The sequence below is a fragment of the Nocardia concava NBRC 100430 genome (assembly GCF_000308815.1).
In the GTDB taxonomy this organism is placed as follows: domain Bacteria; phylum Actinomycetota; class Actinomycetes; order Mycobacteriales; family Mycobacteriaceae; genus Nocardia; species Nocardia concava.
In genome coordinates, this window is record NZ_BAFX01000108.1 from 79,149 (window position 1) to 105,974 (window position 26,826).

Here is a 26,826-nt window from a genome sequence, read left to right on the forward strand (position 1 = left end):
AATCGAGGAAGGACCGCCGCGCGTGAACGAGAACCCGCCGACCGGCGGACCGGGCCGGGTCGCGCAACGCCGCCGCACCCGCAAGGCCATCGTGGATGCCACGATGTCGCTGCTGGCCCGGGGGGAGAGTCCCTCGATCAGTGAGATCGCCGAGGCGGCCGATGTCGCCCGGCGCACGGTCTACCTGCACTTCCCCACCCTCGATCAACTGCTGCTGGATGCTACCGTCGGCCTGGTCAGCGCGGGCGCGGACGAGGCGATCGAGCGGACCGAGAGCGCGGATCCGCGCGAGCGAATCGCCGTGCTGGTGGCGGCGCTGACGGACGACATCCGCGAATCCCTGCCCATGGGACGGCGTTTGGTGAAGCTGACGGTGGACGCCCCGCCGCCGGCACCGGGTCAGCCGCGGCGCGGTTTCCGCCGCATCGGCTGGATCGAATGGGCGCTGGAGCCGCTGCGGGATCGACTGTCCCCCAGTGCCTTCGAGGATCTGGTGTCGCAGGTCGCGCTGGTGGTCGGCTGGGAGGCATTCATCGTGCTCACCGACGTGCGCGGGCTGGAACCGGAGCGGGCGCGCGAATTGTGCACCCGAGCGGCCGTCGCGCTGATCGATGCGGCGGTGTAGGACAGGCGATTTCGCCGGTCAGAGGCGGTGGGCACCGGCCGACGGGGTGGCGGTGAAGTCACGGGGCGCGTCGAATCCCTTGTTCGCGAAGGCTTCCCGGACGGCGATGCGCACCGCATCGATGTGATCGCGGTCGACGAGGGCGATGACGCTGCCGCCGAAGCCGCCCCCGGTCAGGCGGGCGCCGTGGGCGCCGGCCGCCAGTGCCGTGTCGACGGCGAGGTCCAGCCGAGGGGCCGAGACCTCGAAATCGTCACGGAGGGAGGCGTGTCCGGCGGTGAGTACGGAGCCGATCAGTCGGGGGTCCGCGCCGCTGCGCAATTGTTCGGCAATTCGCAGAACCCGGGCGTTTTCGGTGATCACGTGGCGGGCGCGTCGCCGCAGCACCCGATCGGCGAGCCGGTTCGCCTCGGCGGCATCGGGCACGTCACGCAGCGACGGGACGCCGAGTTGGGCTGCGGCGGTGGCGCATTCGTCGCGGCGGCGGGCGTACTCGCCGTCCACCAGGCGGCGCGGGCTGCCGGTGTCGAGGACCAGCAGGGACAGGCCGAAGGCGTCGAGGTCGAAGGGAATCTGCTCGGTGCCGCCGGTGCGGGTGTCGAGGAACAGGAGGTGGCCGGCCGTGCACAGGACGGAAGCGGACTGGTCGAGTATGCCGGTGGGGACGCCCGCGTAGACGTTCTCGGCGGTGCGGGCGATATCGATGATGTCGGCGGCGGAGACAGTGGGGGCGAACAGGTCCCGCAGGGCGATGGCGACCGCGCAGGACAGCGCCGCCGACGAGGACAGGCCCGCGCCGATGGGAATGGTGGCGTCGAGATCGAGACCGATGCCCGGAATCTCGTGGCCGCGGCGTACGAACTCGCGGATCACGCCCAGCGGATAGTGGCTCCAGGCAGGCAGCTCGGACCAGCCACCGCTGCCGAGCGCATCGACGGTGGTGGCGACCGGCTCGTGCGGGGCCTGGCGAGATCGCAGCCGTACCACGCCATCCGGGCGCGGCACGGCGGTGCAGGTGATGCCCAGTGGCAGGGCCAGCGGCAGCACATATCCGTCGTTGTAATCGGTGTGCTCGCCGATGAGATTAACCCGGCCGGGCGCCCACCAGCGTCCCGCTCTCGATGCCCCCGAGCGTCCCGCGCTAACTGCCACTGCGGCTCCTGTCCCCAGAGTCGTGCAGGCCGTTCGGTTCGATTCGCGGGGAGCATAGCGAGTCTCGCGGAAAGCGGTCCTGCGGGTTCGCCGAACTCCGCTCCGGAGCGGGCGCTTTCATGTCATGATCGGTTCGGTTGCCCAAATAGTGGCAGCGCCTTTGTCGACCGGGCACTCTGCCACCGCTGCGCGGGGACCTATGCTCGTACCGCAACACACTCGGTTGATGATCGGCGGTGTCTTTTCGAGTACTGCTCGGATAAGGGGGGCTGGTGGGAACAGACGCACAACCGGCCGAACAGTCCGGTCCCGATCGGGCCCCGTGGCACGTCAGAATCTGCTGGCGCACCGTCCTGTTCGCCTGCGGCGTGCTCGTTCTCGGTCTGCCCCTGATCAACAGCTCCCGCGCGGTCATGCTCGCCACGCTGTTCGCCTCGGTGGCCATCAGCCTCACCATGATCGGCAGCGGTGTCCGCAAGTACCGGCCGCGCCATCCGCTGCCCTGGTACCTGTTGTCCGCCGCGGCCGTGCAATTCGCCATCGGCACCGCGCTGCGCCACGTCTCGGAATCACAGCGGCATCCCTTCGACGACCTGTTCACCCTGTTCGGATACTGCTGCGTCGGAGCGGCCGCGGTGCTGTGGCTGCGCCCGCGCCAGAACAGCACCGACCACGACGTGCTGCTGGACTCCGGACTCATCGGCCTGGGCGCGCTGCTGCTGTCGTGGACCTTCCTCATCTCGCCGGTGCTGCGCGTGGCGCACGGCGTCCATTTCAGCACCGTCACCAGCATCGCGGACCCGATCGTGGATGCGTTGCTGCTCACCGTGATCGTGCATTCGGTCATCACCTCGGCCCGCTCGGAAACCTCGCTGCGGCTGGTGCACCTGGCCATGCTGGTGATCCTGGCCGGGGATCTGGGCTACCACCTGGAGACGGTCGGCTCGGCCGTGTTCGGCCGCCAGATCCAGCTGCTGCCACTGCAACTGGGCTTCACCCTGATCGGCGCGGCCGCGCTACATCCGAGCATGGTGGTGTTGGACGGGCCGCGCGATATCCATCCGCACCGCTCCCGGCAGCGGGCCAGCATCATCGCCATCGTCATGATCGTGGCCGCGCTGGTGCCGGTGGTCGGCTCCAGCCTCGACACCCTGGACCGCGTGGTGGTGTCCACGCTGTTCGCGCTGCTACTCGGCGGCGTGCTGCTACGCAGCGAACGCGCCATCGAACGCAGCGCCCGCAGCGAACGGCGCGCGCAGTACCAGGCAGACCACGACATGCTCACCGGACTCCTGAACCGCGCCGCCCTGCTGCGGGCGCTGCATCGTAATCGGGAGCGTTGGGCCGGACAGCCTTTGGCGCTGCTGTTCATCGACCTCGACGGGTTCAAGCGGGTCAACGACAACTACGGGCACGCGGTCGGCGACGAGCTGATCGCCAATGCGGCGGCCCGCATCCGCCGCGTCATCCGGCGTGACGACGCGGCCGCGCGTTATGGCGGAGACGAATTCGTGGTGCTGGCCCCGCTGGCCCAGCAGCAGGCCCGCCAGCTGGCCGAGCGGCTGCTGGCCACGCTGGGCGAGGCGTTCGAGCTGAGCGCGGCCGAGGTGCGCATCGCGGCCAGCATCGGCATCGCGTGCTCGCGGCCGCGGGAGACCGAGACCACGGTGTACGAGCTACTGCGCGAAGCGGATTCGGCCATGTACCACGCGAAGGAATACTCGCTGGGCTACGTCTTCCACGACGATCTACGCAGGGCCCACGATGATCTGCGCAGGGCGCGACCCGAATCCGGGCCGCGCACCTGGCATCGCGAATCAGCGGTCTAGCTCAGGCCAGATCCTCGAGTAGCCGACGGGCCGATTCGAGTTCGGCCTGCAGCTGCTCCACCTTGGCCTGCTGCGCGAGGCGCACGGCCTCGTGGATGGAATCCACCACCTCCGCGAATTCCGGGTGCAGGATCTTGGCCGCCTGGGCCACAGCGGAACTGGCGACCGGCAGGCCCTTGATGGTGCGCTTCTTGCCGTTCACCACATCGAGGGTCCACTCACCGTCGGCGGTGCCGCTGAGGGTGACGGTCACCTCGGCGGCCTTCGGCTTCTTCGCCGCGGCGGCGGAGGCGGCATTGCGGGCCGGGCGGGAGGCGGCGGGCTTGGCGGCCTTGGCCTCCGGCGCCGACTCGGCGGCGGGCTGCGGGGCCTCCGGCGCGGGCGCGGCCGGGGCGGGGGACGTCACGGGCGACGACATCGTCACGGTGGATTCCTTCCTGGTTGCCGTTTTCGGTGTAATTCCAGTCGGTTTCGCGGCCGATGACGCACTGGCCGTTTGAGAGGACGCGGTGGCCGGTTTAGCTGGCGCACCCGCCGGTTTGGTCTGGTTGGCGCGGGCCGGTTTGGTGAGCGTCACCTCGGTGGGGCCGAAGGACAGCACATCCTTCGAGCCGGTGGGCTTCACCTGCAGGAAATCTCCCTCGGACGGATCACCGAGGGACATCACCTTGCCGGAACGGCCTTCCGGCACACCGACCGCCGACGCGGTGAACCACACCATCGGCGGACGGCCCGCGTCGATTTCCGCGGCGATCTGCCGAATCTCGGTATCCGACAAGGGCTGTGGCTTGGTACGGGTGGACATGGGCACTCCGGGCGACGGGCGGACATCTGCGTGCCAAGAGCATGCACCATGGCACCGACAAATCCACATCCGGAGATTCCGCGATGCCGCCGCCGTGCAGGTCAGTGAACGTTTGGCAATTCCGACCATCGAGCACGGCCGGCGCTGGAGATCCTAAGCGTCCGACCCTGTCCCCACGCAACTTTCAGAGTTGTTCCACCCCACGCAGCACACACCGGACGGTCTGTGGACGGGTCACCGGATCCAGCCGCGTCTCGGTGGTGAAATCCTGGGTCGCACCCGGCGCCACCAGCACCTCGGTGCGGGTGCGTTCCAGATCCGTGGACTCGGGCGTCATGAAACTGATCACCACCAGATACCGGTGCTCGATCACATCCCGATTGCTCACCACCGCGGTCGCCTGCCACCCCGCCGAGGTCCCCGCGCACCCGGTGACGAAGGCGCTGCGCTGCATCTCCCCCGTATCCCCGGACGCCAGCTGGGTATCGACGGGCCTGGCGTGCGCGGTCTCGGAGTGGCCCGCGTGCCCGCAGCCGGTCAGCAGCGCCACGCAACCCGTGACGACACCGACTACGCCTCGGCCGGGGGTGATCATGAAGCTCCCATTCCACCGCGCACTTCCGCCCCCGCAATCCTGTTGCGGCTGATTAGCCGCGCGCCGAGATTACCGCAGCGCCCCCGCGTGTCGTCACATGACGCGGCAGGCGTGTCGCGTGCGGAAACCGTCCGTACGCTCGCCTTTCGCGCCCGACAGGTCGCTTGCCTACGATCGATCGGGTGAAGATCTTGGGAGCCTGCCCACTCGACTGCCCCGACGGCTGCTCCTGGGTGGTGGACGTACAGGACGGCAAGGCGGTCGGCCTGCGCGGCAACAAGGACCATCCGGTCACCCGCGGCGCGCTGTGCGTCAAGGTGAACCGGTACCTCGAACAGGTCCACTCCCCCGAGCGCATCACCCACCCGATGCGCCGGGTCGGGCCCAAGGGCGAGGGCCGCTTCGAGCGCATCACCTGGGACGAGGCGCTCGACGAGATCGCCACCCGCCTCACCGGCATCATCGACGAGCACGGCGGCGAGGCGATCTGGCCGTTCCACGGCACCGGCAGCCTCGGCTACCTGCAAGGGCTGGAAGGATTTTCCGGGCGGCGCTTCTTCAATGTCCTCGGTTCGTCCCTGCACGATCCGACCATCTGCTCCATCGCGGGCAGCACCGGGCTGAAGTACACCCTCGGCACCTCGGGCGGCATGGATCCGGAGGATCTCGCGCACTCGAAGCTGATCCTGTTGTGGGGCACCAATCCGCTCAGCTCCGGTCATCACGTCTGGAAGTTCATCCAGGACAGCGGCGCGTACACCGTCGCCATCGACCCGGTGCGCACCCGCACGGCCGAACGCTGTGACGAACATCTGGCACCGCTGCCGGGCACCGATGCGGCGCTGGCGCTGGGACTCATGCATGTCATCGTGTCACTGGGCGCCGAGGACGGCGACTTCTTGGCCGCACACACCGAGGGCTGGCCCGAATTCCGTGCGCGCGTCGAGGAATACACGCCCCAGCGCACGGCGGAGATCACCGGGCTGCCGGTGGAACGCATTGTGGCGCTGGGCGAGCGCATCGCCGCCACCCGGCCGACCGCCATCCGCGTCTCACAGGGCATTCAGCGGCACGCGGGCGGCGGCATGGCGCTGCGCACCCTGGCCTGCCTGCCCGGCGTCACCGGCGACTGGGCGATTCCCGGTGGCGGACTGCACTATTCGACCAGCGGGCACTTCGACCTCGACGTACCCGCGGTGGCCCGCTTCGACCTGCTGCCGAACCCGGTGCGCACGCTGTCCATGACCCGCATGGGCGAGGCGCTGCTGGAAACCGCTGGGCCGCCGGTGAAAGCGCTGTTCGTGATCGCCGCCAACCCGGTCGGCTCCAATCCGGATCAGGGCCGGGTGCGGGCGGGTCTGGCGCGCGAGGATCTGTTCACCGTTGTGCTGGAACACTTTCAGACCGATACTGCCGATTACGCCGACATCGTGCTCCCGGCCACGATGCAGCCCGAACACCTCGACGTCATCGCCGCCTACGGCAATCTCTACCTGGTCTGGAACGAGCCCGCGGTGGCCCCGCCCGGCGAATGTCTGCCCACTACCGAGACTTTCCGCCGGCTGGCTCGGCGGATGGGGCTGACCGAACCGGCGCTGTACGAATCCGACGAAGAGCTGGCGAATCAGCTGCTGAAGCAGTACGACATCGATCGGCTGCGCGCCGAGGGCTTCCTGAAGATCGAGCCGCGGCCGGTGCCCACCGACAAGCTCCGGTTCGTCTCACCGCGGGCCGCGCAGGCCGGACACGATCCGCTGGCCGGGTACACCCCACCCGCCGATCCGGGTGACGGTCTGGTGCTCATCTCGGCCGCCTCGCACTACTTCCTGAACACCACGTTCGGGTCGAATCCCGAATTGCGCAGGCGGGCGGGCGAACCCCGCGTCGCCCTGCATCCCGACGACGCGGCGGCCCGCGGCATCTCCGACGGCGATCCGGTGACCGTCGGCAATGACCGCGGTTCCTTCGACGCGATCGCCGAGGTCTCCGACGTGGTCCGGCCGGGCGTGGCCGCGACCCAGAAGGGCCGCTGGGCCAAGCACACCGGCGGTGCGACCGTGAACGCGACCATCGCGGAACGGGATTCGGACTACGGCGGCGGCGCGGTGTTCCACGACAACCGGGTCGTGATCACTCCGCGCACCCCCGCCGCCGATCAGGCTCCGAGCGCTTCCAGCACCCTGCGAGCCTGATAGTCCGCGCCCAGCTGGTTGGGGTGGAACGGCACGGCCGGGCCGATCGGGTTGCCCGAGTACGGGAGCAGGCCCTCCACCCAGCGGGTGCCGATGGGCTGACACGCGTCGTGCCCGGCGCTGCCGGCGTAGGTGTCGACGAACTCGACGCCGCTGCGGTCGGCGACCCGGGCGAGCATGTCGTGCATCTCGATCAGCTTGTGCCCCAGCCAGATCGCGTCCGCGTCGGAGATCGGGATCTCCGGCCAGCAGCCGCCGTCGAGGCCGATGCCCTCGAAGTAGTCGAGCAGCAGGATGCGCGCGTGCGGCGCGCGTTCACGGATGCCCGCGATGGCGGCGGCCACCCGCGGTTCGGTCCTGGCGATGTTCTGCGACATCCGGTCCACGCCGTCCACGACCATCTGGTCCAGGCACGGATTCGCGGCGGGGTCGAGGGTGACGCAGGTGCCGACGACCGCCGCGAGATCCGCGTCATTGCCGCCGATTTCGAGGGTGACCAGGTCGGTGCTCTCGCTCAGCCGGTCGAACTGCGGCGCGTTGTCGCCCAGCGCGGTGTGCTGCGGGGCGGTCATGTTCGCGGTGACCGCACCACCGCAGGTGGCGTCGCGGAACACCGGCACATTGAGCGCCGCGGCGACCTGCTTGGCGTAATTGTGGGCGCTCTGCACGCACGGCGTGGGCGTGAAGATGGTCGTGATCTGGGTGATGGTGGCGTCGGCGGCCCACGAATCACCCAGGGCCACATATTCATTGACGGCGGCGTCCGGTTCGGCCTGAGCGGCTCCGGCGGGTAGCACGACGGCGAGGGCGGCGGCGGTCAGCAGTGCGCGCGAGGTCTTCATAACTGTTCTTCCCGGGATCAGTCCAATACCGAATGCTGGACTGTTTTCAGCCGGAAACCTAGCAGTTGCACGCTCAGTTGGATACCCGGTCCGCCGCCTCCACCCGCTCGTAGCCGAGCAGGACGTCATGGGCGACCTCGCCGTCGGCGACCGTGACCCGGCTGAAGGCGGCCGGGTAGCCGCGAGCCATGACGGTGTAGCGGCCCTCGGCCAGATCCGGCACGACATAGCGGCCGCTGTCGTCGGTGCGGGTGATGGCGATCAGATCCCCCGCCTCGTCGAGCACGGTGATCTGCGCGTCCGGCACCCCGTCGCCGCGCTCGTTGCACGCCGATCCGGCGAGCACCGCGCGCGGGGCCAATTCGATGTCGTGACGCAGCATTCCGCTGTCCGGCACGGTGAGGGTCATGGCCGTGGGCCGCATGTGATCGGCCACCGCGACCAGCGTGTAGGTCCCGGCCAGCACGCCGCGGCAGATGAAGTCGCCCTCCGCGGTGGTGATGGCCGAGCCGACCACATCGCCGAACGCGTCGGTGAGGGTGACCGTCGCCTCGCCCAGCGGCGCGCCGCGGCCCGCCGTGCGCACCGTGCCCGACACCTCCCCGGAACCGAGCAGCTGCACATCGAGCACATGCGGGCGACCGCCGACGCTGATCGAGACCGCGGCGGGCTGGTAGCCGAAGGCGGACACGATCAGCACATACCCGCCCGCGCGCGGGACGCCGATGCGGTAGCTCCCGTCGGGCTCGCCGATCGCCCGCGAAACTTGGTGCCCGCGTTGATCGATCAGGGTCAGCACCGCATCGGGCACGGACTGCCCGTCCTCGCGGTGCACGCAGCCCGACACCGACAGTCCCGACGGCTCGACGTAGCGGAACTCCGGCTCCTCCGGCTCGGGTTCGGGTTCCGGCTCGGCGATTTCCTCGACCACCGCCACCGGAACATCCTGCAGCGGAATCTCTTTCATGAAGACCAGCACGAACGCCGCGGCCACCGCGACCGCCGCCGCTACGAAGAACACCCCGCCCATGGCATGGGTGAACCCGGTCAGGATGGGCGCGCGAACTTCTTCCGGCAGGGCCGCGATCCCGCTGGTATTGCTCTGGATCTGCCCGAGCTGCGCCTGGTCGAATCCCGGTGGCAGATGCCCGCCGAACGCCGCCATGATCTTGCGCGGCAACAGGTTGAACAGGATGGTCAGGAAGACCGCGACACCCAGCGTGCCGCCCATCTGCCGGAAGAAGGTGGCCGATGCGGTGGACACGCCCATATCCATGCGCGGCCCGGCGTTCTGGGCCGCGATGATGAGCGTCTGCATGCACCCGCCCAGCCCGAAACCGATGACGCCGCAGTACAACAGCGGCTGCCACAGCGGCGAGTCGAAGCGCACCAGCGCGAACAGCACCGACCCGAGCCCGATCACCAGCGACCCGAGGATCGGCAGCGCCTTGTACCGCCCGGTGAACTTGGTGATGAGCCCGGAGATCTGCGCGCCGATCATGATGCCCACCACCAGCGGCAGCATGAAAAGCCCAGAGCGCGTGGGCGAATACCCCCGCACCACCTGGAAGTACAAGGGCACCAGCACGATCGCGCCGAACATGGCCACGCCGACGATGAAGCCGCCCCCGATGGCGATGCTGAAGGTGCGATTGCGGAACAGCCGCAGGGGAATCAGCGCGGCGTCCTTCATGAGGAATTCCACCAGCAGGAACAGCACCAGCCCCACGGCCGCGACGGCGTAGCAGAGCAGCGCGCGATGCGACTGCCAGCCCCACTCGCGCCCCTGCTGGGCGACGATGAGCAGTGGAACCGTCCCCACCGCAAGGGTTATCGCGCCCAGCCAGTCGGTGCGCTGCCGGTGCCGTTCGAACGGCACGTCCAGCACCTTGCCGACGACCAGCAGCGCGAGCACGCCGATCGGCACGTTCACCAGGAACACCCAGCGCCAGCCCGAGAGTCCCAGGATGTGATCGGCATTGGAGAAGAAGCCGCCCAGCACCGGCCCGAGCACGGTGGCGATGCCGAACACCATCATGAAATAGCCCTGGTATCTGACTCTTTCGCGCGGCGGCACGATATCGCCGATGATGGTGAAGGCCAGCGACATGAGCCCGCCCGCGCCCACGCCCTGCACCGCGCGGAAGGCCGCGAGCTGATACATGGTGGTCGCGAAGGTGCAGGCCACCGAGCCGAGCACGAATACGCCGATGGCGATGAGGTAGCAGGGTTTCCGGCCGTAGATATCGGCGAGCTTGCCGTAGAGCGGTGTGCTGATGGTGGCGGTGATGAGGTAGGCCGTGGTGGCCCAGGCCTGTTTGTCGAAGCCGTGCAGGCTGTTGGCGATGCGGACGATCGCCACGCTCACGATGTTCTGGTCCAGTGCCGCCAGGAACACGCCCAGCAGCAGGCCGGACAAAATGGTCATGATCTGGCGGTGCGACAGGGTGTTCTGCGATGACAGAGTGTTCTCGGCCGATCTCTCCGCGGTAGCGGGAGCGGGCGCGACTCGAACCGGTGCTGCCAACTTCGCCTGGGTAGAGCTGTTGGTCATGTTTGGGGCCCTTGTCGGATTTTCGGCTGTCCGTGCCATGCGGTGCTACGAAAAAAGAGCTGCGGTGCTACGCGAAGAGCAATGCGGGTCAACTCGAAAAGACCACGCCATGAAGCAATTCGGGCAGCTTACCCCTGGCTTATCGGACCCCTGACGGCAGGTGGTGGTTACGCCTCCGTTTGTGCGTAGAGCGGAATACCGGTGTGGAAGAAGCGAATGAGCCGCCCGATGCGCACGCAGTGGTCGGCCCCGCGCTCGAAGTGGTGGGCCAGCAGCGCGATATCGATGGCCATGGCCGAGCCGTGCGCCCAGGTGTCGTCGGCGGCCAGCTCGACCAATTGCACACGCAGTCGCTCGACGTTCTCGTCGCGCGGCACCAGCGCGCGATCGCGCGGCGGGCTCTGTGCGGCAATGGCTCCCATGGCCGTCTCCACGAGATGGGTGATGGCGCTGGACATTTCCGCGAGCAGCGCCAGGACCTGCGGCGGGGCGACCGGATTCGGGTAGCGGCGGACCACCACGTCGGCCACCCGGCTCAGCGCCCGGCTGACCGCGAGCAGGTCGTCGGCGATCTGCATGGCGGTCACCACCTGGCGCAGATCCCGGGCCACGGGGGCCTCCAGGGCCAGCAGGATGACCGACCGGTCCTCACATTTGGCGTGCTCGATCTCCACCTTCTCCTCGAGCGCGAAGACCTCGTAGGCGGCGGTCAGGTCACTGCCGGCGAGCGCGGCCGCGGCCCGCTCCGAACCCTCATGCGTCAGTCTCGCCATATGCGCGAGCTCATCGGTCAGCGCCATCAGTTCGCTGGAGAATTTGGTGCGCACTCGCATATCTTGGCCGCCAACATGCATGCCTGCACACTATCGCGGCAAAACCTTTATCCCCGAATGACTCTCGGTTCTTTTCGCTAGGTAAAAACATACCGACCAGAATTTCCCGGCAATCGGAACCCGGTGCGTCTCCCCGGTAAACATCGGCCCGTGCACGAGACTGACCCCGTGGCCGCCGACGACACCGCCGACACCGAAACACCCGGCCGGGCCTCGATGCCCGCCTGGCTGCCGCGGGCCATGGTGCTCGCGCTGGCCCTGCTCGGCCTGTTCGAACTCGCCAACTGGGCCGCGCATCAACTGATCGGCATCGCGATCATGATGACCGTCGCGTTCTTCGTCTCCCTGGCCATGGAACCCGCGGTGGACGGGCTGGCCGCACGCGGCGTCAATCGCGGACTGGCCACCGGCGTGGTGTTCCTCATCGTGTTCGCCTGCACCGCGGGCTTCCTCGCGACCCTGGGCGTCCTCATGGTGGAGACCGTCGCCAATGTGGTGAGCGAACTGCCGCGGCTCATCGACGAACTGGTGGACTGGGTCAACCGCACGTTCCATCAGAACTTCACCCTGGACCAGCTGCGGGACCGGCTGTTCAAGGACTCCGACGTGATCAACGGCTACGCCGCGCGGGCCGCGAACAATGTGTGGGGCCTGTCGAGCACGGTGCTGGGCGGGCTGGCCAAGTTCGTCACCATCGCGCTGTTCAGCGTGTACATGACCGCCGACGGTCCGAAGCTGCGGCGCGCGGTGTGCTCGCTGCTGCCGCCCGCGAAACAGGGTGCGGTGCTGCACGCCTGGGATCTGGCCATCGAGAAGACCGGCGGCTACCTGTATTCGCGGGCGCTGCTCGCGGTCATCTCGGCCATCGCGCACGGAGCGTTCCTGGCACTGCTGGGCATTCCGAATTCGATCGCGCTGGGCATCTGGTTCGGTGTGGTGGCCTCGTTCGTGCCGACCATCGGCACGTATCTGGCGGGCGTGCTGCCGGTCCTGGTGGCGCTCACCATCAATCCCATCGACGCGGTGTGGATCGTCATCTTCGTGGTGGTCTACCAATGGCTGCAGGACTATGTGCTGCAGCCGCGCATCACCGCCAAGACCGTGGACGTGAATCCGGCGATCGCGCTGCTGTCGGTCATCGTGGGCGGTGCGCTGCTGGGCGCGGTGGGGGCGCTGCTGGCCATTCCCGCCACCGCGACACTGCAGGCGTTCCTCGGCGAGTACGTCCCCCGCTACGAGGTGCCCGAGGATCCACGCATCGAGCGCACCGGGCGAACCCGCAAGGGGCGCACCCGGACTCGGGCCTCGAAGAGCTAGGCCGGCGCGGGCTCCTTGGTCTGCGCCCGGGCCCGCGCGGTGCCGATGATCGAGCCGAGGATCACCAGCGGGAAGCCGATGGCCATGCCCGCGGTCAGCGGCTCGTCCAGCAGCGAGACGCCGATCAGCAGGGCCACCGCGGGATTGATATAGGTGATGACGGTGGCGCGCGACGGGCCGACCTCACCGATCAGCGCGAAGAACACCACGAACGCCAGCGCCGTGCAGATCAGGCCGAGGCCGACCACCGACCAGGTGGCGCCGGACGGGTAGTGCGACGGCAGGCGCCACAGGGCGAACGGCAGATAGATGGCGGCGGCGAACATCAGCGAGGCGGTCACCACGCCGATCGGAGGCAGCTCGGTCAGCTTGCGGTCGATGATGATCGGGCCCAGCGCATAGCCGATCACGCTCACGCCGATGGCGGCCAGCGCGCCCAGATTCGAGACGTCGATGTCCAGGCCGACCAGGGCGGTCACGCCCGCGAAGCCGATCACCAGGCCGAGGATGCGGCGCATGTCCAAGTGCTCGTGGCCCATTCGGGTGGTGATCACGATGGCGATGAGCGGCACGGCGGCGATCAGCAGACCGACGGTCGAACTGGTCAGCTTGGTCTCGGCGTGGCCGATGAGCAGCCACGGGCCGGTGATCTCCACGACCGTGTACACCAGCACCCAGCGCCAGCGCCGCAGCACCGGCATCAGCACCTTCAGATACAGCGCGATCGGCAGCAGCACCAGCGCGCCGAGCAGGGTCCGGCCGAAGGCCACGAACACCGGGTCGAATTCGCGCACCGCGACGCGAATCATGGCGTAGGGGACGCCCCAGATCACGCCCATGCCCAGGAACAACAGCCAGCCGCGCTTGCTCACAACACACACTCCTTCCGATCCACCGGAGCGTATGCCACGCCGCCGACACGCTGATTCGGTCGTCCAAACGCGCTCGGTGTCCGAACTATTTCGGTGACGAATGCGAGGCCTGCGAGACGACAGTTGCGACGAATGCGAGTTCGAGCGGGGATGGCGGTGGTGGCGACGCTGCTGGCGCTGGGCGCGGCGCCCGCGACGGCGGGGCCGCCGGGAATCGGGGGCGATCCGCTGCCCGCCTCCGGAACGCTCGAGCCTGCGCTGGACTGCAAGCCCGCGCCGGAGCAGCCGAATCCGGTGGTGATCCTCGGGGGTTTCGGGGCGGTCGGGGACATCCGCGCGACGCTCGACAAGCAGATGGCGGGGATCACGGGCGGGATCCGGGCGATCGGCGGGTGCCCGTTCATCTTCGGATACGGGATCATCGGGCCGATGCAGGCGGCCGCGCCGGTGGCGGAGTCGGCGGGGCAGCTGCGGGACTTCGTCGCCGAGGTGCGGGCGGCGACGGGGGCCGAGCGGGTCGATATCGTCGCGCACTCGTCGGGGGCGTTGATCGCCAATTACTACTTGAAGTTCCTGCACGGCGGGCCGTCGGTCGACCGCGCGGTGTATCTCGCGCCGGTGACCAAGGGGACGACCGCGGCGACACTCATCGGCGGCCTGGATCTGCCCGGGTCGCCGGAGGGGTTGGCGAGCGTGCTGAACGATGCGACCAATCCGTTGCGCGACAGTGTGTTCCGGGGGGTCCAGGGCGCGCTGGACTGCCTGGCGGGGTCACGGGTCACGGCCGCGCTGCTCGACGGCGGCGTCACCGTTCCCGAGGTCACCTACTCGGTGCTGGCCACGCGCGGCGATCAGGTGCTGACGCCGCCGGGGACGGCCTCGTTCATCGAGGAGCCCGGCGTGGTGAACGACTTCTTCGAAGATCTTTATCCGAGTGCGGGTTTCGCCAGCCACGCCGCGTTGCCGATGCAACCGGGTGCGGCGCGGTGGGTGGTGGAACAGCTGCTCTCCGAATGATCGAAAAATTGCCCGGCGAGAAACATTGCCCGCCGGGCACGTTTCTCGCATACTGGGTTCATGCCCGACGAACAGCAGCTCGGACTCCGTGAGCGCAAGAAGGCCGACACCCGCCGCGCCCTCAGCGATGCGGCGTTGGCGCTCATGTTCGAGCGCGGGCTGGAGAACGTGGTGCGCGAGGACATCGCCGCGCGGGCGGGGGTTTCCGTGCGCACCTTCAACAACTACTTCGCCGGTAAGTACGACGCGCTCGTCTACCGGCAGCTCGACCGAATCCGCCGCGGCGTGGAGATTCTGCGCTCCCGGCCGGCGGAGGAGCCGCTGTGGGATGCGCTCACCACGGCGATGGTCGAACCGCTGGTGGAAGAACTCACCGAGACCGGTGATCTGACGCCCAGCCGCGAACAACTCGTCCAGGTCCGGAAACTGGTCGAGGCACCCGAGGTCGCGGCCATGATGACCAAGGGCATTCAGGAGGCGGTGATCGCCGCCATCGCCGAGCGCACCGGCACCGATCCCGAGCACGACCTGTACCCGCGACTGGTGGCGGCGGTGGCGTCCGCGGCACAGCAGGCCGCCTTCGAGATCTACGTGCGGTCCGATCCGCCCCAACCCATTCCCGTTCTGATCCGGCAGGCCATGGCCGCGCTCGCGGCGGGCCTGCCCGAACCACCGGTGCAGCAGCGCCGCTAGCGCCGGTCGTCCCGAAATACCCTCAGTGACAAGAGGTTTATTCGTCATGCCCGAAAATAGTTCTTCCACGCCGACCACCGACATCGTCATCGCCGGAGCCGGGCCCAACGGCCTGATGCTCGCCTGCGAACTCGCGCTGGCCGGACTCCGGCCCATCGTGCTGGACCGACTACCAGCCCCGAGCCTGGAGCCGAAGGCCAATGGCCTTGCCGGACAAGTGGTTCGCATCCTCGATATGCGCGGCCTCTACGGCGCGTTCAGCGGCAACCCGGGTGTACCGACCCCGGTACCGCGCTACATCTTCGGCGGTATGCCGCTGGATCTGACTGCGGTGCAACCCAATCCGGTGCACCTGCTGCTCAAGCCGCAGCCGGAGATGGTGGAGATCCTCACCAAGCGCGCGATCGACCTCGGCGTGGATCTGCGCTGGGGTCACGAGCTGACCGATCTCGAGCCCGGTGACGATCGGGTCCGTCTCTCGATCTCCGCTCCCGACGGCGCCTACGAGCTGACCGCACGCTTCCTGGTCGGCGCGGACGGCGGAAAGAGCCTGGTACGCAAGCGAACCGGCATCGACTTCCCCGGCATCACCGCCGACGGCCACATCGCCCGGACCGGGCACACCACCATTCCCGCCGAGCTGCGCACCGGCGACGGCCGCCTCGAGGTGCCCGGCGTCGGCACCTTCGGGCTCGGCCACCACCGCCTCGAACGCGGCATCTTCGTCTACGCCGAACTCCAACCCGACCGGCCGCTGGTCGGGACCATCGAATTCGAAGGCGGCGAAGGGTATTCCGATGACATGCCGATGACCTTCGACGAACTGCGCGACAGCGTCGAACGCGTCCTGGGCACCGCGCTGCCCATCAGCCCGCCGACCTGGCCCGGCCCGCACAATCTGCGGCGCACCATCGGTCAGAACACGCGGGTCGCGGAGCATTACCGTCTCGGCAATGTCTTCCTGCTCGGCGACGCCGCCCATGTCCACTCGGCCATGGGCGGGCCGGGGCTCAACCTGGGCCTCCAGGACACGGTCAATCTGGGCTGGAAACTGGCCGCGGAGGTTCGGGGTTGGGCGCCCGAGGGCCTGCTCGACACCTACGAATCCGAACGCCACCCCGTCGCGGACCGGGTCGTCATGTACACCCTGTCGCAATCCGCGCTGGTCTCCCCCGGGCCGGAAATAACCGCTCTGCGAGAGCTTTTCGGCGAGCTGATGCACCTGCCCCAGGTGACCACGCACATCGCCAACCTGCTGGCGGGCTCCGATGTCCGGTACGACGTCGGCGATGCGCACCCGCTGTCGGGCCGTCTCTTCCCGGACCTCACCGTCGAAACCGGCAGCGGCCCAACCCGAATCGCCGAACTCCTGCGCTCGGCCCGTCCGATCCTGCTCACCTTCGGTGGCACCGACCTGGCGACCGTCGCGGCGGGTTGGGCCGATCGAGTCGACCTCATCGCGGCTACCGGCTCGGAGCCTCCGGCCGCGGCGCTATTGATTCGCCCGGACGGCTATATCGCCTGGGCCACCGATGATTTCACCCCATCCGATCACGACCACCTGCGTGCCGCCCTCGAACGCTGGTTCGGCGTACCCGGTTCCCTCGACTGAGGGTTCGAGGGAACCGGGGTGCGCGCGATCAGAACCCGAAGGACCCGGTGTTGGGCTTGGGCGTGGGGGTCGGGGTCGGATCGACCGGGACGTCGGTCACGGTGACCACCTTGGTGGTCGAGGAGGCGGCGACGCCGGTGCGGCCGGAGAAGTTCGCGCCGATGGTGTACGAGCCCGCCGCGCCCGGCGTCCACACGATGGTGGCCTTGCCGTTCGCATTGACCGGGATGTCACCGAGCACCTGGTCGCCCGCCTTGAACTGGATGGTGCCGCCCGCCGCGGCCGGGGAGACGGTCGCCTCGAGGGTGACGGCCTTCCCGGTCTGCGCGCCGGTCACATCGGTGAGCACGGTGGTCGACACGGCATCGCTGGACACGGTGATGTTCGGGCCCTTGTTGGCGTAGTTGCCGTCGCCGAGCGAGCCGCTGTAGTCCATCGAGGTGGGCAGCGGGGTGTCGCGGGCGCAGTTCACACCGACGGTGTACTGCACCTCGAAGGTCTGCGACTTCGGGTTGATGTTCGGGTACACCGGGTACTTGGTGATGCTGAACGACGCCCGCACCCAATCCGGGTTCGAGGTGTCCAGCGAAACCTGGTCGCCGCCCATCGTCGCCGAGCCGGCCACCGGCGTCAGGCAGGCCGGGTGCCAGTCCTTCACCGCGTAGATGTACTCCACCGGAATCCCGGTCCGCTCGAAGGTCGTCTTGACGGTCACGACCTCCCCAACGATCGGATTCGTATTCGACACCGTCCGGGTGAACTTGCTGTTCCCGTCGGACCAGGTGACCGTTCCGGGCGCGGCCGAGGCCGTCCCGGGCACGGCCGCAGCCACGAACCCCGCCGCGACCGCGAGGGCCGCCATGGAGCCCGCCACCCGCTGAATACTTCTGTCCACCATCGTCTCTCCCACGCACACGGGTGTCCCTCGACATCGTTATCGAGGCGCTGACGCACCCGAGTTGGCGCGATTAGATCACGCGCGGGCACCCGGCGGACGGTATTCCGAAATACGAGTGATTCAGATGCCGACTCATCCGAATCGGTCGATGGGATCGGCGGGGATCGGGATTAGAGTCGCTGCATGTCGACTTCGGAGGCGGGGTCAGTGGCGAGTAGCGCCGAGGCAGCGGCCGAGGCCGGGCGGGCGGCGCGAAAGAAGGCGTCGCGGTCGTCGCTGGGGGTGTGGAAACCGGCGGCGGATCGGGTGGATCCGATCTCGGTGCTCGAGCGGCAGGCGGAGACCCGGGTTCCCGAGCTGGTGAAGATTCGGTACGCGCGAATGGCCGCCGGGCAGTTCCCATTCTTTCGAGGCGCGCCCGCGATCATGGCCGGAGACCTGGCGAGGGGTGAGCACACCGGGCTGCATGTACAGCTGTGCGGGGATGCGCACCTGTCGAATTTCGGGCTGTTCGCCTCGCCGGAACGGTCACTCGTGTTCGATGTCAACGACTTCGACGAGACGCTGCCGGGACCGTTCGAATGGGACGTGAAGCGGCTGGTCGCGAGTGTGGCGGTGGCGGGGCGAGCGAACGGCTTCGCGGACGCGGAGGCGGGCGGGGCCGCGATGGCGGCGGCGCAGGCCTATCGGGAGACGATGGCGCGGCTGGCCGGACTCGGCGAGACCGATGTCTGGTACGAGATGGTCGATGCCGAGCAGGTCTCCGAGCTCTTGAAACCCAAGGATCGCAAGCTGACCGACAAGGTGATCAACAAGGCGCGGTCGCGGACGAGCCTGCAGGCACTGGACAAGCTCACCGAGCCGGGGCCGGATGGGATGCCGCGAATCAAGGCGGATCCGCCGCTCGTGCTGCCGATACCGAAAGAGCTGCACGCGCAACTGGATTCGGTGCTGGCGGATTACCGCGCGACGCTGCCGGAGGACCGGCGGGTGCTGCTGGATCGGTACGAATTGCGGGACATCGCAATGAAAGTCGTCGGCGTTGGCAGCGTGGGAACACGCTGCTTCATCGCGCTGCTGACCGGACGCAATACCGGCGATCCGCTGTTCCTACAGGTGAAGCAGGCCGAGAACTCGGTGCTCACGCCGCATCTGAGCGCCAGCCAATTCCATCACCAGGGACATCGGGTGGTGCACGGGCAGCGGCTCACCCAGTCGGCCAGCGACGTCTTCCTGGGCTGGGCGACCGGGCCGGACGGGCTGTTCTACTACTGGCGTCAGCTGCGAGACATGAAGGGCTCCTTGGCCATCGACGAAATGTCGGCCCCGCAGCTGCGGCAGTACGCGACACTGTGCGGGCACACCCTGGCCCGCGGGCACGCGCGCTCGGGCGATCGGGTGGCCATCGCGGCGTACCTGGGCGGGAGTGATGTCTTCGACAAGGCCATGGGCGAATTCGCGCTCGCGTATGCCGATCAGACGGCCGTCGATCACGAAGCCCTGTTGGCCGCCATCGATTCCGGGCGACTCGTGGCGGCCGAGGGAACGACGGAAAACGGGAACCAGTAAAGGGACGAAAGTCCCAATCCGGACGTGATTAGAGCGGTATAGCTATTTCTCAGCGCCCTCTTAAAATTGGTCATTAGGTTTCCCTAACGCAATCGGCGGTCCAGTTCGCGGGGATCGTTCGGGACTTCCCCATGACCGGCTGAAAGAGGTCCGCATGAGCTCGCTGATCGACAGCAAACCGGGAGAGAAATTCCGGATCGGACGGATTCGACTCCTGGGGCGACAGCGACGGCGATTGCTCGAGCTGGGATTGATTCCCGGCGCACCGGTCAGCGTGGCCACCATCGGCGTGCGCGGCGGCCGCATCCTGTGCCTCGGCGACGCGCGAATCGCGGTGGACGCCGCCACCGCCCGCGCCATCGATGTGGCGCGGGAGTCCGCGCATGAGTGAATCCTGCTGCGGTGGTTCGGCTTCCACCTCGACCGCGACCCTGACCGGCGCGGCCACCGTGGTCCTGGTCGGCAATCCGAATGTCGGCAAGTCGACGCTGTTCAATGCCGCCACCGGGGCCCGGCAGCGGGTCGGCAACTGGCCCGGCACCACCGTCGAGGTGACCGAGGGACCGTGGAAACTGGGTCCCGACCGCACGATTCGCCTGCTGGACCTGCCCGGCACCCACAGCCTGCTGCCCGCCGCGCCCGATGAGGCCGTCACCCGCGACGCCCTGCTCACCGACTCCGGACCGGACCGCCCCGACGTGGTGATCGCCGTGGTCGACGCCGCGAACCTGGCGCGCAGCCTCTATCTGCTGTCGCAGGTGCTCGAGACCGGGCTGCCGACGGTGATCGCCATGACCATGACCGATGTGGCGGACGGCCGCGGCACACCCGTCGACGCCGCCCGGCTGGCCGCGGTGGCCGGTGTGCCGGTGGTGCCGCTGGTCGCGCGCGGCGGCACCGGCATGCCCGCACTGGCCCGGGCCGTCGACGCGGCGCTGAAGAATCGGCGCACGCCGGTCGCGCCGCATCTGGGCGAGGACGTGGAGGCGGCCATCGAGCGGCTGAAACCGCTGCTGCCCGAGCACTATCCGCCGCGCTGGCTGGCGCTGGCCCTGCTCGCCGGCGACGCCCCGCCCGGAGTTCCCGCCGACCTGGCCGTCGCCGCCCGCACCATCCTCGCCGAATGCGCCGACGAGCCGATGGGTTCCGAGGAGGACGGCGAGATCCTGATCGCCGAACGCCGCTACGCCTGGGCGCACGATGTGCGCGCGGCCGTGGTCACCGGCTCGGAAACCCGTACCACGCTGAGTGATCGGGTGGATCGCATCGTCACCCATCGCTGGATCGGCGTCCCGATCTTCCTGGCGGTCATGTGGCTGGTGTTCGAGCTGACCACGACCGTGGCCAAGCCGATGCAGGACGCGTTGCAGGGCGTCATCACCGGGCCGGTCGCCGATGCGGCGGCAGGCTTGCTGACCACGCTGCACGCACCGCAGCCGCTGATCGGGCTGGTGCGGGACGGCTTCATCGGCGGTGTGGGCGTGGTGCTGAGCTTCGTGCCCCTCATGCTGATCATGTTCGTTTTGCTTGCGGTGCTGGAGGATTCGGGCTATATGGCCCGCGCGGCCTTCGTGGCCGACCGGCTCATGCGCACCATCGGCCTGCCCGGGCGCGCGGTACTGCCGCTGATCGTCGGGTTCGGCTGCAATGTGCCCGCCATCGCCGGCACCAAGGTGCTGTCCAATCCCCGGCACCGGATGCTCACCGCGCTGCTGATCCCGTTCACCAGTTGCAGTGCGCGCCTGGTGGTTTACGTCATGCTGGCGGGCGTCTTCTTCGGCAGCCAGGCGGGCACGGTGGTCTTCGCCATGTACCTGACCTCCATCGTGCTGGTGGTCGGCGTCGGATACCTGTTGCGCAACATCATCTTCCGCGACATGGCCGACGAGCCGCTGGTACTCGACCTGCCGCCCTACCGCCGGCCCAGCCTGCGGGTGCTGAGCGCGGTCACCTGGCAGAAGCTGCGCGGATTCCTCAGCACCGCCAGCGGCATCATCGTCGTCACCGTCACCGCCATCTGGCTGCTGGCCTCGATTCCGGTGGGCGGCGGCACCTTCGGGCAGGTGGATCCCGGCGACAGCGCGCTGGGCACGGTGTCCTCGGCGGTCGCGCCGGTCTTCGCGCCCGCCGGATTCGACGACTGGCATGCGGGTGCGGCGCTGGCCACCGGGTTCGTCGCCAAGGAGGCGGTGGTCGCGACCATCGCGCAGTCCTACAGCATGGATGATCCCGGGCACGGCGCGGCGAGCGCTCCGCTCGCGGACTCGCTGCGCGAGACCTTCCGGGACTCCTCGGGCGGTCACACCGTGCCCGCGGTGCTCGCGTTCATGATGTTCCTGCTCGCGTACACGCCGTGCGTGGCGACGCTCGCGGCGCTGCGCGCCACCATCGGGCTGCGCGCGACGCTGATGAGCGTGGTCATGCAGCTGGCGGTGGCGTGGTTGCTGGCGGTGGCGGTCTTCCAGATCGGCAGGATCTTCTGGTGAGCGCCGCCGCGTCTTCTCCCGCGACCGCGCCGAGCCCGCTGCGCCGGGTGCTGGCCGAGATCACCGAATCCCGAGGGGATTTCAGCCTCGACCAGATCGCCCGGCGCGTGGGAGTGTCCCTGGACGAGGCCAAGGCGATGGTCGACTACTGGGTCCGCAAGGGCCGGTTGTCGGTGGCGCAGATCGGTTCGGGTTGCCCGTCCGGCGGCTGCGGCGGCTGCGCCGAATCCTCCTGTCCCACAACCGGTGTCAAGGGCCCGGTGCTGCTCGCCATCACCCCGCGTCCGCTCAGGGATTGACGGCGATCACCAGCTTGGCGCCCGGCTATTCCTCGCGGGCGGAAAGCCGCACGGATCAGGGGCGATTCGCGTTGCGGGCGGTGCCGCGGTGGGCGGTGACCGTGGTGGGGTCCTCGGGCCAGGCGTGTTTGGGGTAGCGGCCGCGCAGGTCGGCGCGGACCTGGGGCCAGCCATTGCGCCAGAAGGACGGCAGATCGGCGGTGACGGCGACCGGGCGCTGGGCGGGTGAGAGCAGGTGCAGCAGGATCGAGACGCGGCCGCCCGCCAGGCGCGGGGGTTCGGTCCAGCCGAAGATCTCCTGCACCTTGACCGCGAGGACGGGCGGGTCGGCGGTGTAGTCGAGGCGGACCCGGCTGCCGGAGGGGACCTCGAGGCGTTCGGGGGCGAGGTCGTCGAAGTGGGCGGCCTCGGGCCACGGGAGCAGGCGGCGCAGGGCCTGTCCGGCGTCGATGCGTTCCAGGTCGGTGCGGCGGCGGGCGGTGGAAAGCTCCGGGGCGAGCCAGGTTTCGGCCTCGGCGAGCAGGGTGTCGTCGTCGACGGCGGGCCAGGGCGCGCCGAGGGTGCGGTGCAGGAAGCCCAGGCGTTGACGCAGGGAGAGGGCGTCCTCGTTCCAGCGCAGCAGGTTCAGACCCTCGGCACGCAGGCCGCGCAGCAGGGCGGCCGACAGCAGGGCCGGGTCGGGTGCGGGTAAAGGCTTCTCCGACAGCGTGATCGCGCCGAGGCGTTCCGCTCGCCGGGCCACCACGGTGCCGTCCACCCAGTCGACCTCGTCGACGGTGTCGAGCAGGTTCGCCGCGGCCCGGCGGGCCAGTCGTTCATCGGCCTTGGCCGCCAATCTGATTCGGCCTTCCGACTGGCCGGGATCGCGGCCCGCGACCGCGATGGCCAGCCATTCCGAGTCGCCGAGCCCGCTGCCCGGCGGCAGGGTCAGCGCGGTGCCGCCCGCCATCAGATAGCTGGTCGAGCCCGGGGCGCGGCGGCGGGCCAGTCGTTCCGGATAGGCCAGTGCCGCAACGAGAGCCGGATCGTCGACGCCCTCGCCGTGTACCAGTTTCGCGAGGCGTTCGGCCTCGCGCTGCCAGCGGGCGGGGCGTTCGGCGCGCAGAGTCCGAAGCACCGCGAGCAGATCGACTCCAGGCGCGAGCGAGTCGTCGTCGAGCAGGGCGACCACCTCGGCCGCCGCCCGCGCTCCGACCTCGGCCGCGCCATCGAGCAGGGCCCGTGCCAGCCGGGGATGCAGACCGATCGAGGCCATGCGACGGCCTCGATCCGTCACTCCCCCATGGTCGTCCACCGCGTCCAGCGCCCGCAGCACGGCCCGCCCGGCCGCCAGTCCGCCCGCCGGGGGCGCGTCCCACCAGGCGAGGCCCTGGCCGTCGACAGTCCCCCAGCAGGCCAATTCCAATGCCAGCCTGGTCAGGTCGGCCGTGCGGATCTCGGGCTCCGGGTAGGCGGGCAGGGTGGCGTGCTCGTATTCCGGCCAGCACCGCCACGCGTGACCGGGCCCCTCGCGGCCCGCGCGTCCGGCTCGCTGTTCGGCGACAGCCGCCGAAACCCGCACGGTCGCAAGGCCGGAAAGGCCGCGACGATGATCGATGCGGGGCACCCGCGCCAATCCCGAGTCCACCACGGCCCGCACGCCGGGCACGGTCAGGCTGGATTCGGCGACCGCGGTGGACAGGACGACCCGCCGCCGCGCACCCGCCCGCAGCGCGGTGTCCTGTGCGGCGGCGGAGAGCCTGCCGTGCAGCGGCAGCACGTCCACGTCGTGCAGTCCCGAGAGCCGTTCGGCCGTGCGCCGGATCTCACCCGCGCCCGGCAGGAATACCAGCACGTCACCCTCGGTGTCGGCCAACGCCATTCGCGTGACCCGGGCCACCTGCTGCTCGATGCGCTCGCGGGCCAGCGGCGGCACGTAGTCCATCGCCACCGGATAGGCCCGCCCACGCACCTCCAATACCGGTGCGGCCGCGCCCTCTCCGCCGAGCAGGGCCGAAAGCCGTTCCGCCGCAACGGTCGCCGAGGTGGCCAGCACCCGCAGGTCCGGTCGCAGCCCGGCGCGTGCGTCCAGCAGCAGGGCCAGCAGCAGGTCGGCGTCGAGGTGGCGTTCATGGCATTCGTCGAGCACCACCACGTCCACGCCGCCCAGTTCCGGATCGCCCTGCAGCCGTCGCACCAGCAGCCCGGAGGTCACCACCTCGATCCGGGTCCGGGGACCGATCTTCCGGTCGCCGCGCACCGAGTACCCGACGGTCTCGCCCACCCGCTCCCCCAGCAGCGCGGCCATTCGCCCGGCCGCCGCCCGCGCGGCCAACCGGCGCGGTTCGGCCACCACCACGCGTCCCGCGGTACCGGCGGCCAGCGCCAAAGGCACCAGGGTCGTCTTGCCGGTGCCCGGCGGCGCGACCAGCACGGCGGTGCCGCGGTCGGTCAGCGTTCCCGCGATCTCGTCGAGGGCCGCGCGAACGGGCAGGTCGGGTAGGTCAGGCAGCTTCATGTCCGCCCCAGTCTGCCGGTCGCCGCGGACGGCCACCAAGCCGGGCGGGGCCCGCCGAATCGGGCGGCGACACAGGCGCGCCGGGGGCCGAATCACGCCACGAAACGCAACCGATTGGGGTTCAGTCGATTTCGTTGCTCACATGAGACTTGCCAACGAGGCGGGGTATGTCCGTATGATCTTGCCCGGGCCACCTGTTCACTCCCCCCCAGAACTAGGTGGGCCCGTATCAGTGGCCATTCGATGGCCACGACGATAGTGACGTCGCCGGGCCAACTCCCCCCCTTCGCCCGGCGACGTTGCTGTTCGGGGCGGGATCACCGGTCGATCAGGCCGACATCCAGGTCGACGACCAGACCGAAGTGATCACTCGCCCACACGCCCTCGACCGGTTTGTCGAATGCCAAGGCCGCGCTCAGGACCCCGGCGAAGGCGTCGGGGTGTGCGAGGGGCGCGCCGACGAAGACGTAGTCGATGCGCCGGCGGTATCCGGGCTGGCGAATCAGTAGATCGATGTCCTCGGTCGCGTTGGGATTCGTGGAATCCCAGGTGTAGCCGGGTCCCGATCCGGCGATCTCCCATGCGTCGTGGAAGTGGGTGCTGTGCCCGTTCAAGGACTGCTTGCCGGTCAGGTAGCGGATGCTCGCCGAATCGGGCGCCGCGTTGAAGTCACCGGCGATGACGGTCGGCAGCGCGGTCCGGTGCCGGGCCTCCAGGTCGGTGACCGCGAGTACCTGCCGCTCCCGCTGCGCCTCGGCCTCGGGGCGGAACGAAGTGGTGGGCGCGATGAACAGGACCTCGCCGAGTTCGCCCACCGGCACCCGCGCGGCCAGCGTGAACCACGGCAGGTCCAGCGCGCCGGCTCCGCGCATGTCCAGGATTTCGACGAGGCGGTGCGGATGGCGGGTGGCGATCGCGGTGCCGCCGTATCGATCCGCGTACGGCGGCACCGACATCGCCTCGAACTGGTCCGCGCCCGTCAGGCCGGTCCCGTCGATCAACTCGGCCAGCTGACCGGGCAATACCTCCTGGAACGCCACCAGATCCGGTTCCAGCTGCCGCAATCCGCTATTGATCACCGAGGTCCGGGCGGCCGCCTCACCTCGGTTGTTCCAGACGTTCAAGGTCATTACGCGCAAGGTCGTCATGCGAATCCCCTTCCGGACAAGCCTGTTTCAGGGCCTCCCTTCCAGGGTCCGACCGTGCGTCGCCGCCCGCCACCCGCGGTGGTCAGCGCCCGTTACTGCGCCCAGGGCGGGCTGACCCGCTCACCACCGGGGGCCTGGGCGTAGGCGCCGACGGGCAGGATGGCCACGGCTTCGAACGGCTCATCGCCGGGCACCGACAGCTTGAATACCGTTTCGGGCGGAATCACCAGGGCATCACCGGCCACGAAATCACTTGTCTCGCCGTCGATCTCGATTCGAGCCGCACCGGCGAGCGCGACGAAGATCTCTTCGCGGGAAACAGCGTGCGCGTGGCCGGGATTGCCGGGCTCCAGGGTGAACCGCCACACGCTGTTCTCCTTGGATCCGCGGCTGGGTGCGGCCAGTCCGATCGCGGTCATGAGGGGGGCCTCGAAGGTGGGCGCGTCCGCGAATTTGATGAGTGGCATGATCTCTCCCAGATGTTCAACCAAGGTGTTCAACTGTGGTTGAATATATGTCCGGAGGAAAGGAGCGTCAACCCATGGATTTCGGCGTGCTACTCGGCCAGGCCTATCAGTCCTTCGTGCAGCAGCTGCACGCCCATCTCGCCGAGCGCGGCCACGAGGTCCTCGGCGCGTCCTACGGTTACGTGCTGCGCGCCCTGGCCGAATCGCCCTGCACCGCCAGCCGTTTGGGCGAACAACTCGGCATCACCGCACAGGGCGCGGCCAAGGTCGTCGACGAAATGGTCCGCCACGGCTACGTGGAACGCCGCCCCGACCCCGCCGACAAACGCGCCAAACTCCTGCACCTCGCGCCCCGCGGCGAGGACATGCTCGCCACCGTCCGCGACTTCCACGCCGCCTACGAACGCCGCCTCGCCGAGCGCGTCGGACCCGCACGGGTGGCGACCACCCGCGCGGTACTCACCGAAATCACCGACGAGGCAAGCGAATCCGGCCGAAATCGAGCCTTCCGCCCGCTGTGACCG

General features: G+C 69.0%; 23 protein-coding genes. 12 read left to right on the forward strand and 11 right to left on the reverse strand.

The genetic code is table 11. The features are described 5' to 3' along the window. Positions 1 to 22 precede the first annotated feature (22 nt). Positions 23 to 625, forward strand: coding sequence for a TetR/AcrR family transcriptional regulator (locus ON43_RS25890; RefSeq protein ID WP_040811543.1), 603 nt, complete (start codon positions 23 to 25; stop codon positions 623 to 625). An 18-nt stretch (positions 626 to 643) separates the two neighbouring features. On the opposite strand, the gene galK is transcribed toward ON43_RS25890, so the two are convergent. Further along, positions 644 to 1,777, reverse strand: a complete 1,134-nt coding sequence (gene galK / locus ON43_RS25895) for a galactokinase (protein ID WP_051179221.1) — start codon at positions 1,775 to 1,777, stop codon at positions 644 to 646. Positions 1,778 to 2,049: 272 nt separating this feature from the next. On the opposite strand from galK, the gene ON43_RS25900 reads away from it, so the two are divergent. Next, the gene (locus ON43_RS25900; RefSeq protein ID WP_245568747.1) at positions 2,050 to 3,606 is read left to right on the forward strand and encodes a GGDEF domain-containing protein; all 1,557 of its coding nucleotides are present in this window, start codon (positions 2,050 to 2,052) and stop codon (positions 3,604 to 3,606) included. A 1-nt stretch (position 3,607) separates the two neighbouring features. Here ON43_RS25900 and ON43_RS25905 read toward each other — a convergent pair whose 3' ends face one another. After that, positions 3,608 to 4,411, reverse strand: a complete 804-nt coding sequence (locus tag ON43_RS25905) for a DUF6319 family protein (RefSeq protein WP_040811545.1) — start codon at positions 4,409 to 4,411, stop codon at positions 3,608 to 3,610. Between the two features lie 184 nt (positions 4,412 to 4,595). Further along, on the reverse strand, positions 4,596 to 5,006 hold the full coding sequence (locus ON43_RS25910) for a hypothetical protein (protein ID WP_157514196.1): 411 nt from the start codon (positions 5,004 to 5,006) through the stop codon (positions 4,596 to 4,598). Between the two features lie 182 nt (positions 5,007 to 5,188). On the opposite strand from ON43_RS25910, the gene ON43_RS25915 reads away from it, so the two are divergent. After that, positions 5,189 to 7,198 (forward strand): molybdopterin-containing oxidoreductase family protein, encoded by a 2,010-nt coding sequence (locus ON43_RS25915; RefSeq protein WP_051179222.1) that lies wholly within the window; start codon positions 5,189 to 5,191, stop codon positions 7,196 to 7,198. On the opposite strand, the gene ON43_RS25920 is transcribed toward ON43_RS25915, so the two are convergent. The 3 genes from ON43_RS25920 to ON43_RS25930 form a co-directional block, all read right to left on the reverse strand. Beyond that, the gene (locus tag ON43_RS25920; RefSeq protein ID WP_040811549.1) at positions 7,162 to 8,040 is read right to left on the reverse strand and encodes an SGNH/GDSL hydrolase family protein; all 879 of its coding nucleotides are present in this window, start codon (positions 8,038 to 8,040) and stop codon (positions 7,162 to 7,164) included. The genes ON43_RS25915 and ON43_RS25920 overlap by 37 nt on opposite strands. Positions 8,041 to 8,113: 73 nt before the next feature. Then, entirely contained in the window at positions 8,114 to 10,594 is a 2,481-nt protein-coding gene (locus ON43_RS25925; RefSeq protein ID WP_040811551.1) for an MFS transporter, read from the reverse strand. A 167-nt stretch (positions 10,595 to 10,761) separates the two neighbouring features. Beyond that, positions 10,762 to 11,421: a phosphate signaling complex PhoU family protein gene (locus tag ON43_RS25930; protein ID WP_040811675.1), complete on the reverse strand. Its 660-nt coding sequence runs from the start codon at positions 11,419 to 11,421 to the stop codon at positions 10,762 to 10,764. 156 nt (positions 11,422 to 11,577) lie between these two features. On the opposite strand from ON43_RS25930, the gene ON43_RS25935 reads away from it, so the two are divergent. Continuing rightward, positions 11,578 to 12,744 (forward strand): AI-2E family transporter, encoded by a 1,167-nt coding sequence (locus ON43_RS25935; protein ID WP_245568749.1) that lies wholly within the window; start codon positions 11,578 to 11,580, stop codon positions 12,742 to 12,744. Here the strand turns inward: ON43_RS25935 and ON43_RS25940 are convergent. Continuing rightward, on the reverse strand, positions 12,741 to 13,616 hold the full coding sequence (locus tag ON43_RS25940) for a DMT family transporter (RefSeq protein WP_040811553.1): 876 nt from the start codon (positions 13,614 to 13,616) through the stop codon (positions 12,741 to 12,743). The genes ON43_RS25935 and ON43_RS25940 overlap by 4 nt on opposite strands. Before the next feature lie 132 nt (positions 13,617 to 13,748). On the opposite strand from ON43_RS25940, the gene ON43_RS25945 reads away from it, so the two are divergent. Genes ON43_RS25945 through ON43_RS25955 form a run of 3 tightly spaced genes read left to right on the forward strand, consistent with a single transcriptional unit; the run spans position 13,749 to position 16,938 of the window. Beyond that, the gene (locus ON43_RS25945) at positions 13,749 to 14,633 is read left to right on the forward strand and encodes an esterase/lipase family protein (protein ID WP_083913722.1); all 885 of its coding nucleotides are present in this window, start codon (positions 13,749 to 13,751) and stop codon (positions 14,631 to 14,633) included. A 60-nt stretch (positions 14,634 to 14,693) separates the two neighbouring features. Further along, the gene (locus tag ON43_RS25950) at positions 14,694 to 15,326 is read left to right on the forward strand and encodes a TetR/AcrR family transcriptional regulator (RefSeq protein WP_040811555.1); all 633 of its coding nucleotides are present in this window, start codon (positions 14,694 to 14,696) and stop codon (positions 15,324 to 15,326) included. 46 nt (positions 15,327 to 15,372) lie between these two features. After that, positions 15,373 to 16,938 carry an FAD-dependent monooxygenase gene (locus ON43_RS25955; RefSeq protein WP_040811557.1) on the forward strand — a complete coding sequence of 522 codons (1,566 nt, stop codon included), beginning with the start codon at positions 15,373 to 15,375 and terminating at the stop codon, positions 16,936 to 16,938. 28 nt (positions 16,939 to 16,966) lie between these two features. On the opposite strand, the gene ON43_RS25960 is transcribed toward ON43_RS25955, so the two are convergent. Beyond that, the gene (locus ON43_RS25960; protein WP_051179224.1) at positions 16,967 to 17,836 is read right to left on the reverse strand and encodes an Ig-like domain-containing protein; all 870 of its coding nucleotides are present in this window, start codon (positions 17,834 to 17,836) and stop codon (positions 16,967 to 16,969) included. 183 nt (positions 17,837 to 18,019) lie between these two features. On the opposite strand from ON43_RS25960, the gene ON43_RS25965 reads away from it, so the two are divergent. The 4 genes from ON43_RS25965 to ON43_RS25980 all read left to right on the forward strand — a co-directional run bounded on the left by ON43_RS25965 (position 18,020) and on the right by ON43_RS25980 (position 22,190). After that, positions 18,020 to 19,405, forward strand: a complete 1,386-nt coding sequence (locus tag ON43_RS25965; RefSeq protein WP_051179225.1) for a DUF2252 domain-containing protein — start codon at positions 18,020 to 18,022, stop codon at positions 19,403 to 19,405. Between the two features lie 154 nt (positions 19,406 to 19,559). Beyond that, a complete protein-coding gene (locus ON43_RS25970; protein ID WP_051179226.1) occupies positions 19,560 to 19,796 on the forward strand; it encodes a FeoA domain-containing protein in 237 nt (78 codons plus the stop codon). Next, positions 19,789 to 21,891 (forward strand): ferrous iron transport protein B, encoded by a 2,103-nt coding sequence (gene feoB / locus ON43_RS25975; protein WP_063712625.1) that lies wholly within the window; start codon positions 19,789 to 19,791, stop codon positions 21,889 to 21,891. Before ON43_RS25970 ends, feoB begins: the two co-directional genes overlap by 8 nt. Next, entirely contained in the window at positions 21,888 to 22,190 is a 303-nt protein-coding gene (locus ON43_RS25980) for a FeoC-like transcriptional regulator (protein WP_040811561.1), read from the forward strand. Before feoB ends, ON43_RS25980 begins: the two co-directional genes overlap by 4 nt. 55 nt (positions 22,191 to 22,245) lie before the next feature. On the opposite strand, the gene hrpB is transcribed toward ON43_RS25980, so the two are convergent. From hrpB to ON43_RS25995, 3 genes are all read right to left on the reverse strand, one after another. Beyond that, on the reverse strand, positions 22,246 to 24,687 hold the full coding sequence (hrpB, locus tag ON43_RS25985; RefSeq protein WP_040811683.1) for an ATP-dependent helicase HrpB: 2,442 nt from the start codon (positions 24,685 to 24,687) through the stop codon (positions 22,246 to 22,248). 317 nt (positions 24,688 to 25,004) lie between these two features. Continuing rightward, complete coding sequence (locus tag ON43_RS25990; RefSeq protein ID WP_040811564.1) at positions 25,005 to 25,835, reverse strand: endonuclease/exonuclease/phosphatase family protein; 831 nt, start codon at positions 25,833 to 25,835, stop codon at positions 25,005 to 25,007. Positions 25,836 to 25,927: 92 nt separating this feature from the next. Then, the gene (locus tag ON43_RS25995) at positions 25,928 to 26,302 is read right to left on the reverse strand and encodes a cupin domain-containing protein (protein ID WP_040811684.1); all 375 of its coding nucleotides are present in this window, start codon (positions 26,300 to 26,302) and stop codon (positions 25,928 to 25,930) included. Positions 26,303 to 26,376: 74 nt separating this feature from the next. On the opposite strand from ON43_RS25995, the gene ON43_RS42805 reads away from it, so the two are divergent. Continuing rightward, positions 26,377 to 26,823, forward strand: a complete 447-nt coding sequence (locus ON43_RS42805; protein WP_051179228.1) for a MarR family winged helix-turn-helix transcriptional regulator — start codon at positions 26,377 to 26,379, stop codon at positions 26,821 to 26,823. The last annotated feature ends 3 nt before the right edge of the window (positions 26,824 to 26,826 follow it).

Bases quoted from the DNA above. Each gene is read 5' to 3' on its own strand.
- ON43_RS25910 (WP_157514196.1), bottom strand. From the start codon at position 5,006: ATGATCACCCCCGGCCGAGGCGTAGTCGGTGTCGTCACGGGTTGCGTG.
- ON43_RS25960 (WP_051179224.1), bottom strand. From the start codon at position 17,836: ATGGTGGACAGAAGTATTCAGCGGGTGGCGGGCTCCATGGCGGCCCTC.
- ON43_RS25945 (WP_083913722.1), top strand. From the start codon at position 13,749: ATGCGAGTTCGAGCGGGGATGGCGGTGGTGGCGACGCTGCTGGCGCTG.
- ON43_RS25950 (WP_040811555.1), top strand. From the start codon at position 14,694: ATGCCCGACGAACAGCAGCTCGGACTCCGTGAGCGCAAGAAGGCCGAC.
- ON43_RS25920 (WP_040811549.1), bottom strand. From the start codon at position 8,040: ATGAAGACCTCGCGCGCACTGCTGACCGCCGCCGCCCTCGCCGTCGTG.
- ON43_RS42805 (WP_051179228.1), top strand. From the start codon at position 26,377: ATGGATTTCGGCGTGCTACTCGGCCAGGCCTATCAGTCCTTCGTGCAG.
- ON43_RS25955 (WP_040811557.1), top strand. From the start codon at position 15,373: ATGCCCGAAAATAGTTCTTCCACGCCGACCACCGACATCGTCATCGCC.
- hrpB (WP_040811683.1), bottom strand. From the start codon at position 24,687: ATGAAGCTGCCTGACCTACCCGACCTGCCCGTTCGCGCGGCCCTCGAC.
- ON43_RS25990 (WP_040811564.1), bottom strand. From the start codon at position 25,835: ATGACGACCTTGCGCGTAATGACCTTGAACGTCTGGAACAACCGAGGT.
- ON43_RS25995 (WP_040811684.1), bottom strand. From the start codon at position 26,302: ATGCCACTCATCAAATTCGCGGACGCGCCCACCTTCGAGGCCCCCCTC.
- ON43_RS25965 (WP_051179225.1), top strand. From the start codon at position 18,020: ATGTCGACTTCGGAGGCGGGGTCAGTGGCGAGTAGCGCCGAGGCAGCG.
- ON43_RS25925 (WP_040811551.1), bottom strand. From the start codon at position 10,594: ATGACCAACAGCTCTACCCAGGCGAAGTTGGCAGCACCGGTTCGAGTC.
- feoB (WP_063712625.1), top strand. From the start codon at position 19,789: ATGAGTGAATCCTGCTGCGGTGGTTCGGCTTCCACCTCGACCGCGACC.
- ON43_RS25905 (WP_040811545.1), bottom strand. From the start codon at position 4,411: ATGTCCACCCGTACCAAGCCACAGCCCTTGTCGGATACCGAGATTCGG.
- ON43_RS25970 (WP_051179226.1), top strand. From the start codon at position 19,560: ATGAGCTCGCTGATCGACAGCAAACCGGGAGAGAAATTCCGGATCGGA.